Source organism: Streptomyces sp. NP-1717 (genome assembly GCF_022695985.1).
Lineage (GTDB): Bacteria > Actinomycetota > Actinomycetes > Streptomycetales > Streptomycetaceae > Streptomyces.
In genome coordinates, this window is the sequence record NZ_JAAPBF010000066.1 from 24,017 (window position 1) to 32,543 (window position 8,527).

Consider the following 8,527-nt stretch of genomic DNA (forward strand, 5'->3'; position numbering starts at 1 on the left):
GCCCGGACCAGGGCCTGGCACCCTCCGCCGCCTGCGGCCGTCGGGACGGCCGTCCGCAATGGACTTGTGAGGACCCACGTGAGCTCGCGTTCCAACGAAAAGCCGGTTGTACTCATCGCCGAAGAGCTGTCGCCCGCCACCGTCGACGCGCTCGGCCCGGACTTCGAGATCCGGCACTGCAACGGCGCCGACCGCGCCGAACTGCTGCCCGCCATCGCCGACGTGGACGCGATCCTCGTCCGCTCCGCGACCAAGGTCGACGCCGAGGCCGTGGCCGCGGCGAAGAAGCTGAGGGTCGTCGCCCGCGCCGGTGTCGGTCTCGACAACGTCGACGTCTCCGCCGCCACCAAGGCCGGCGTCATGGTCGTCAACGCGCCCACCTCCAACATCATCACCGCCGCCGAGCTGGCCTGTGGTCTGCTGGTCGCCACCGCGCGCAACATCCCGCAGGCCAACACCGCCCTGAAGAACGGCGAGTGGAAGCGCAGCAAGTACACGGGCGTCGAGCTGAGCGAGAAGACGCTCGGCGTCGTCGGCCTCGGCCGCATCGGTGTACTGGTCGCGCAGCGCATGTCGGCGTTCGGGATGAAGATCGTCGCGTACGACCCGTACGTACAGCCCGCGCGGGCCGCGCAGATGGGCGTCAAGCTGCTCTCCCTGGACGAGCTGCTGGAGGTGTCGGACTTCATCACCGTGCACCTGCCGAAGACCCCCGAGACCCTGGGCCTGATCGGCGACGAGGCGCTGCACAAGGTCAAGCCGACGGTGCGGATCGTCAACGCCGCGCGCGGCGGGATCGTGGACGAGGAGGCGCTGGCCTCCGCGCTCAAGGAGGGCCGCGTCGCGGGCGCCGGTCTGGACGTGTACGCGAAGGAGCCCTGCACGGACTCCCCGCTCTTCCAGTTCGACCAGGTCGTCTGCACCCCGCACCTCGGCGCCTCGACGGACGAGGCGCAGGAGAAGGCGGGCGTCTCGGTGGCCAGGTCGGTGCGGCTCGCGCTCGCCGGTGAGCTGGTGCCCGACGCGGTCAACGTCCAGGGCGGCGTCATCGCCGAGGACGTCCGGCCGGGTCTGCCGCTCGCCGAGAAGCTGGGCCGGATCTTCACGGCGCTGGCCGGCGAGGTCGCCGTACGCCTCGATGTCGAGGTCTACGGCGAGATCACGCAGCACGATGTGAAGGTGCTCGAACTGTCCGCGCTGAAGGGCGTGTTCGAGGACGTCGTCGACGAGACGGTGTCGTACGTGAACGCGCCGCTGTTCGCGCAGGAGCGCGGCGTCGAGGTGCGTCTCACGACATCGAGCGAGTCGCCCGACCACCGCAACGTGGTCACCGTGCGGGGCACGCTCTCGGGCGGCGAGGACGTGTCGGTCTCCGGCACGCTCGCCGGTCCGAAGCATCTGCAGAAGATCGTCGCGATCGGTGAGTACGACGTCGACGTCTCCCTGGCAGACCACATGGTCGTCCTGCGGTACGAGGACCGCCCGGGTGTCGTCGGCACCGTCGGCCGGATCCTCGGCGAGGCGGGGCTGAACATCGCCGGGATGCAGGTCTCGCGCGCGGAGGAGGGCGGCGAGGCGCTGGTCGTCCTGTCCGTCGACGACAACGTGCCGCCGGCGGTGCTGGCCGAGATCTCCGCCGAGATCGGTGCCAACTCGGCGCGCTCGGTGGATCTGACCGACTGATCGGCCGCGCTCGGCCGCTGCACACGGCGAGGGGCCCCGGGAGAGAATCCCGGGGCCCCTTGCCGTGTGGGTTGCCGCGCCGTGCGGACCACCGCCCGGCGGGCTGTGATCCGGGCGAGTACGGGCGCCGACTCGCCAACACGGTGCGTGAGTTGACCGGCGGCGACCGGGCTCGCGCCGCTCATGCCCGGCAGCCCCGCGAGGGTCGGCGTCGCCGGGGTCAGCCGGTCCTCCCGGCGCGCGCGAGGAGGTCCGTCAGGGGCACGTCCGGGTCGGCGAGTTCGTCCGCGTCGACCGCCCGGCCGGAGGTGACGAGGTCGCGGATCGGGTCGGTGACGTCCCAGACGTTGACGTTCATCCCGGCCAGGACGCGGCCCTCGGCGAGCCAGAACGCGATGAACTCGCGGGTCTCCGTCGAGCCGCGGAAGACGACCCGGTCGTACCCGCCGGGTTCGGCGTACCCGGTGTACTCCATGCCCAAGTCGTACTGGTCGGTGAAGAAGTACGGGACGCGGTCGTACGTCACGTCCTGGCCGAGCATGGTCTTCGCCGCCGTCCGTGGCTGGTTGAGGGCGTTGGCCCAGTGCTCGACGCGGATGTGCTTGCCCAGCAACGGGTGGAAGGCGTTGGCGACGTCCCCCGCGGCGTGGATGTCCGGGTGGGAGGCGCGCAGGTGGGCGTCGACACGGACGCCGTTGTCGACCTCCAGGCCCGCCGCCGCGGCGAGTTGGGTGTTGGGGGTGATGCCGACACCGACGATCACCGCGTCGGTGTCGAGGCGGCTGCCGTCGGCCAGCAGCACGCCGGTCACCCGGCCGTCCGTGCCGGTGATCTCCGAGACCTGGACGCCGCAGCGCAGTTCGACCCCGTGATCGGTGTGCAGGCGGGCGAAGATCCGGGCGGCTTCACGGCCCAGCACGTGGAGCAGCGGGAGTTCCGCCGTCTCCAGGACCGTGACCTCCAGTCCGGCCGCGCGGGCCGCGGCAGCCGTCTCCAGACCGATCCAGCCCGCGCCGATCACCACGACCCGGGACGCGGACTCGAACGTCTCCTTGATGCGGTCGCTGTCGGCGAACCGGCGCAGCAGGAGCACCCCGTCGAGGTCGGCGCCGGGCAGCGGAAGACGGCGGGGCGAGGAGCCGGTGGTCAGCAGCAGCTTCGCGTAGCCGACGCGGTCGCCGTCGGAGAGCGTGACCTCGTGGGCGGCCGGGTCGATCGCGGTGACCGTGGTGCCCATGCGCAGGTCGACACCGTGCTCGGCGTACCACCCGGAGGGGTGGACGAAGGCCGTCTCGCGTTCTTCCTTGCCCTGCAGATAGCCCTTGGACAGCGGCGGCCGCTCGTACGGGCGCTCGTTCTCCTCTCCGAGCAGCGCGATCGGGCCGTCGAAGCCCTCGTCACGGAGGGTCTCCGCTGCCTTCGCTCCGGCCAGGCCGGCTCCGACGATCACGAATGCTGGGTTGGCGGCCATGCTCTCTCCTCTGCTGCGTCGGCTCTGCCCGCAGGTCGGTGGTGGTGCGATCGGCGAGGTCATCGTCGTTCATGGCGGTGGTCCGGGGGCGGTTGGTCCGTTCACCGGTGTGTCTGAACCGGCACCGCGGCCGTGGCCGCGGTGCCGGGTGACAGATGGGGGTGTCAGGCGGCGACCGGGTGCGTGGCGTGCAGCTCCGAGTCCAGTTGCCCGAACAACTCCTCGCCGGAGGCGGTGAACTTGGCCACGCCCTCGTCCTCCAGTACCCGCACCACGTCGTCGTACGACACTCCGACGGCTTCCAGATCGTCCAGCACCCGCCGGGACGCGGCGTACGTGCCGTGGACGGTGTCGCCGCCGATGTCGCCGTGGTCGGCCACCGCGCGCAGGGTCTGCTCCGGCATCGTGTTGACCACCATGGGCGCCACCAGTTCGTCCACGTAGCGGGTGTCGGCGTACGCGGGATCCTTCACCCCGGTGGAGGCCCACAACGGCCGCTGGGGGCGCATCCCGGCGGCGGCCAGCGCCTGCCACTCGTCGGAGGCGACGGCCCGCTCGAAGTGCTCATAGGCCAGGCGTGCGTTGGCGATCGCGGCCCGTCCGCGCAGCGCCAGCGCCTCGGGGGTGCCGATCTTGTCCAGCCGGCTGTCGGCCTCGGTGTCCACCCGGCTTACGAAGAAGGAGGCCACCGACGCGATGGACGCCAGGTCGCGCCCCGCCTCGCGTGCCCGGGTCATGCCGTCGAGGAAGGCGCGCAGCACCTGGTCGTAACGGTCGAGGGAGAAGATCAGCGTCACGTTGACGCTGATGCCCTCCGCGAGCGCGGTGCTGATCGCCTCCAGACCGGCCTCGGTGGCGGGGATCTTCACGAACATGTTCGGCCTGTCCACCAGCCACCACAGGGCCCGCGCCTCGGCGATCGTCGCCGCCGTGTCGTGCGCGACGCGCGGGTCCACCTCCAGCGACACCCTGCCGTCCGCCCCGTCCCCCGCCTCGTACACCGGTCGCAGGACGTCGCAGGCCCAGCGCACGTCGAACGCCGTCAGTGCCCTGACGGCTTCCCCGGCCCCCACGCCGCGCCTGGCCAAATCCTCGACCTGTGCGTGGTAGCGGGATCCCGAGCGGATCGCCTTGGCGAAGATCGTCGGATTGCTGGTGATCCCCACGACCCGCTGCTCGCGCACCAGGCCGGCCAGCTCGCCGCCGGCGAGCCGCTCCCGGTTCAGGTCGTCGAGCCAGATCGCCACACCTTCGGCGGTCAGCCGGTCCAGGTTGGCACTCATGATCGTCTCCCTGCGTCGTTCCGCGGGACGCGCCGTCCGCATGGCGCCCCGATCCGCCGCGCTCGTCTCCACGGTAACGCCGGTCCATGGTGATTTAACCGGCCATAACGGCATAAGCCTCCGAGGGCTTGGGTGTCGGCGCCCGGCCTGGGCCGAGGAGCGTCAGGACCTCAGGACCTCATACGGGCGGAGTTGAGGCGGGCGGACTTCAGCGCCATGTGCAGCAGCAGCCGGTCCTCGCCGTCCGCCAGGTCCAGGCCCGTGAGCTGTTCGATGCGGGACAGCCGGTAGTAGAGGGTCTGGCGGTGGATGCCCAACTCCGAGGCCGTACGGCCTGCCTGGCCCGCGTGGTCGAGGTAGACCTCCGCCGTGTGCGTCAGGTCCGCGTGCGCGGGCGTCAGCAGCGGGCGCACCGACGGGTCCGTGGCCGTGGGCAGCGACGTCAGCAGCCGGTACGGGCCGATCTCCGACCACTGGGCGACGGGGCCGTGGCGTGGCTGCGCCGCCGAGGCGTGCGCCGCCGAGACCGCTTCGTGCCAGGCGTCAGGGACCTCCGCCAGGCCGCGGCGCGGTGTCGCGGCACCGGCGGTGGCATCCGGGCCCGCGGCGTCGCGCAGCCGCTCCACCGCCGCCAGCGCCGGGCCCAGGGCGTCGGCCGACCGGAGCCGTACGAGCAGGGCCAGCGACAGGTCCGGCAGCGTGCACAGCGCCGCCGTGCCCGCCACCGCGCGCACCGTCGGGTCCGCGCCCCGCCAGGGCGCGACGCACAGCACCACGTGCGGCCCGTCCCCGCCCGGCCCCAGCGCCGTACGCAGCGCGTCCACCGCCATGTCGCGCTGCCAGCCGCGCTCCGCCGTCAGTACGGCACGGAACTCACGCGCCAGATCGGTGCCCGCCCGCACCTCCTCGGCGAGCAGTGCCCCGATCCGCCCCGTCACCTCCATGGCCGCCGCCAAACGGTCGTCCGTGGGGCCCTGGCCGGAGTCGTCGAGCAGCCATACGTAGCCGAGCACCGTGCCCCGGTGCCGTACGGGCAGACAGATCCGCCCCCGGAAGACCCCGGCGTCCGGCGCGGCGGGGATACGGACGGGGCCCGTCGCCCGGGTGATGCCGAAGCCCTCGAACCAGTCGCGTACCGCGGCGGTCGACTTCCGCGTCAGGATCGACCGCGTCCTGACGGGATCCATCACGCCCTCGTCGTCGCTGTCGTGCACCCCGAAGGCGATCAGCCCGAAGTCGCGGTTCTCCAGCGTGAGCGGCATGCCGAGCAGCGCCGAGATCTCGTCGACCAGCTCCTGGTAATCGTCCTTCATCCGGATATTCTCGCACCGCCTTCAGACATATGTCTGAGATCCCGGCCACGGATGCGTGACAGGTGTCGATGGCAGAGGATCGGACCGGTCCCTAGATTTCACAGTGGTTCTCCGTGCCGTCCCCGGGCGTTCGCGCCCCGTACGGCCTGCTCGTTCTCTTCCGTGGAGGTGCCCTGTGCTGGGTCCCGTGATTCTCGCCGCGTCGCGCAGCGACACGATGCGGCGCGTCGTCTCGGCCGCGCCGGTCACCAGGCCCGTCGTGGACCGGTTCATCGCCGGCGAGACCGTCGACGGTACGACGCCCGTCATCCAGGACATGGCCGACAGCGGCCTCGAAGTCACCATGGACGTCCTCGGCGAGGACATCACGGACCCGGCCGAGGCGCTGCACGCCCGCGACGCCTATCTGAAGCTGATCGAGGCGCTCGCCCCGCTGGGCCTCGGCGCCCGCGCCGAGATGTCGGTGAAGCTCTCCTCCTTCGGACAGGCGCTGCGCGGCGGCCACGACCTGGCGCTGCGCAACATCACCACCGTCGTCGAGGCGGCCACCGAGATCGGCACCACCGTTACGCTGGACATGGAGGATCACACGACCGTCGACTCGACGCTCGCCATCCACTCCACGCTGCGCGAGCGCTTCCCCGAGACCGGCGCAGTCGTCCAGTCGTACCTCTTCCGTACGGAGGACGACTGCCGCGCACTCGCGGCGGCGGGCTCGCGCGTACGGCTCGTCAAGGGCGCCTACAAGGAGCCCGCGCGTGTCGCGCACCAGGACAAGGGTGAGGTCGACAAGGCGTACGTGCGCTGCCTCAAGACATTGATGGCCGGCGAAGGACATCCGATGATCGGGACGCACGACCCACGCCTGATCGCGATCGCCCAAGAGCTCGCGATCCGGTCCGGACGCACGCCCGACGCGTACGAGTTCCAGATGCTCTACGGCATCCGCGAGGCCGAGCAGCGGCGTCTCGCCGCCGAAGGCCACCGGGTGCGTGTCTACATCGCGTACGGCACCGACTGGTACGGCTACTTCATGCGCCGGCTCGCGGAACGGCCCGCCAACCTCGCCTTCTTCCTGCGCTCGCTCGCCACCCGCGGCTGAGCACCCGTCACGACGGCGCCACCGCCGCCCACGACCGTCGACCGTAAACCGTCTACTGATCAAGGAGATTCGGCAACCATGGACGCTGTGACCCAGGTCCCCACGCCGGTCAACGAGCCGGTGCACGGCTACGCCCCCGGCTCCCCGGAGCGCACCCGCCTCGAAGCCAAACTCAAGGAGCTGGCCGACCACCCCGTCGACCTGCCGATGACCATCGGCGGCGAGAAGCGGATGGGCGGCGGCGAGCGCTTCGACGTCGTACAGCCGCACAACCACCAGGCCGTCCTCGGCACCTACGGCAACGCCACCGCCCAGGACGCCCAGGACGCCGTGGACGCCGCCCTCGCCGCCGCGCCGGGCTGGCGCGCGATGGCCTTCGACGACCGCGCCGCGATCATCCTGCGCGCCGCCGAGCTGCTCTCCGGGCCCTGGCGCGAGACGCTGGCCGCCTCGACGATGCTCGGCCAGTCGAAGACGATCCAGCAGGCCGAGATCGACACCCCGTGCGAGCTGATCGACTTCTGGCGCTTCAACGTCTCCTACGCGCGGGAGATCCTCGCCGAGCAGCCGCGCGCCAACTCGACGGGCGTGTGGAACCGGCTCGACCACCGGCCGCTCGAAGGCTTCGTCTACGCGATCACGCCCTTCAACTTCACCGCCATCGCCGGCAACCTGCCGACCGCGCCCGCGCTGATGGGCAACGTCGTCGTCTGGAAGCCGTCGCCGACGCAGACGCACGCGGCCGTGCTGCTGATGAGCCTTCTTGAAGAGGCGGGGCTGCCCAAGGGCGTCATCAACCTGGTGACCGGCGACGGACTGGCCGTGTCCGAGGTGGCGCTGGGCCACCCCGAGCTGGCGGGCATCCACTTCACCGGCTCCACGAAGACCTTCCAGCACCTGTGGAAGACGGTCGGCGGCAACATCGAGAAGTACCGCTCCTACCCGCGCATCGTCGGCGAGACCGGCGGCAAGGACTTCGTGGTGGCCCACCCGAGCGCCGACCGCGGTGTGCTCAAGACGGCGCTGACCCGCGGGTCGTTCGAGTTCCAGGGCCAGAAGTGCTCGGCGTCCTCGCGCGCGTACGTCCCTGCCTCGATCTGGAACGACGGCTTCAAGGAGGAGTTCGCCGCGGAGGTCGACGCCATCGCCATGGGCGACGTCACCGACCTGTCGAACTTCATCGGCGCCGTCATCGACGAGCGGGCCTTCGCGAAGAACAAGGCCGCGATCGACCGCGCCGCCGCCGACCCGACGTGCACCATCATCGCCGGCGGCACGTACGACGACTCCGTCGGCTACTTCGTACGCCCCACGGTCATCGCCTGCACCGACCCGGCCAACGAGGTCTTCACCACCGAGTACTTCGGCCCCATCCTCGCCGTCCACGTCTACGAGGACGCGGAGTACGACGCGATGCTGGCGCAGATGGAGTCCGTCTCCGCGTACGCGCTGACCGGCGCCGTCATCGCCGGTGACCGCGCGGCGGCGGCCGACGCCATGGCCAAGCTCCGCTACGCCGCGGGCAACTTCTACATCAACGACAAGTCGACCGGCGCCGTGGTCGGCCAGCAGCCCTTCGGCGGCGGCCGTGCCTCCGGCACCAACGACAAGGCGGGTGCCCCGCAGAACCTGATGCGGTGGACCCTGACCCGTGCGATCAAGGAGTCGCTCGTGT

At 71.1% G+C, this 8,527-nt stretch carries 6 protein-coding genes; 3 read left to right on the forward strand and 3 right to left on the reverse strand.

The genetic code is table 11. The annotated features are described in order from the left end of the window. The first annotated feature begins 78 nt into the window (after positions 1–78). Positions 79–1,683: a phosphoglycerate dehydrogenase gene (gene serA / locus GXP76_RS16285; RefSeq protein ID WP_147873700.1), complete on the forward strand. Its 1,605-nt coding sequence runs from the start codon at positions 79–81 to the stop codon at positions 1,681–1,683. A 220-nt stretch (positions 1,684–1,903) separates the two neighbouring features. On the opposite strand, the gene GXP76_RS16290 is transcribed toward serA, so the two are convergent. The 3 genes from GXP76_RS16290 to GXP76_RS16300 all read right to left on the reverse strand — a co-directional run bounded on the left by GXP76_RS16290 (position 1,904) and on the right by GXP76_RS16300 (position 5,750). Further along, positions 1,904–3,154, reverse strand: coding sequence for an NAD(P)/FAD-dependent oxidoreductase (locus GXP76_RS16290; RefSeq protein ID WP_242572239.1), 1,251 nt, complete (start codon positions 3,152–3,154; stop codon positions 1,904–1,906). Between the two features lie 164 nt (positions 3,155–3,318). Continuing rightward, a complete protein-coding gene (gene tal / locus GXP76_RS16295; RefSeq protein WP_242572240.1) occupies positions 3,319–4,437 on the reverse strand; it encodes a transaldolase in 1,119 nt (372 codons plus the stop codon). A gap of 170 nt (positions 4,438–4,607) precedes the next feature. Continuing rightward, positions 4,608–5,750: a CdaR family transcriptional regulator gene (locus GXP76_RS16300; protein WP_242572241.1), complete on the reverse strand. Its 1,143-nt coding sequence runs from the start codon at positions 5,748–5,750 to the stop codon at positions 4,608–4,610. 175 nt (positions 5,751–5,925) lie between these two features. Between GXP76_RS16300 and GXP76_RS16305 the strand changes: the two genes are divergently transcribed. Next, complete coding sequence (locus tag GXP76_RS16305) at positions 5,926–6,852, forward strand: proline dehydrogenase family protein (RefSeq protein ID WP_242572242.1); 927 nt, start codon at positions 5,926–5,928, stop codon at positions 6,850–6,852. A gap of 78 nt (positions 6,853–6,930) precedes the next feature. After that, positions 6,931–8,527, forward strand: a 1,597-nt coding sequence (pruA, locus tag GXP76_RS16310) for an L-glutamate gamma-semialdehyde dehydrogenase (RefSeq protein WP_242572243.1), incomplete at its 3' end; no start/stop codon positions are given.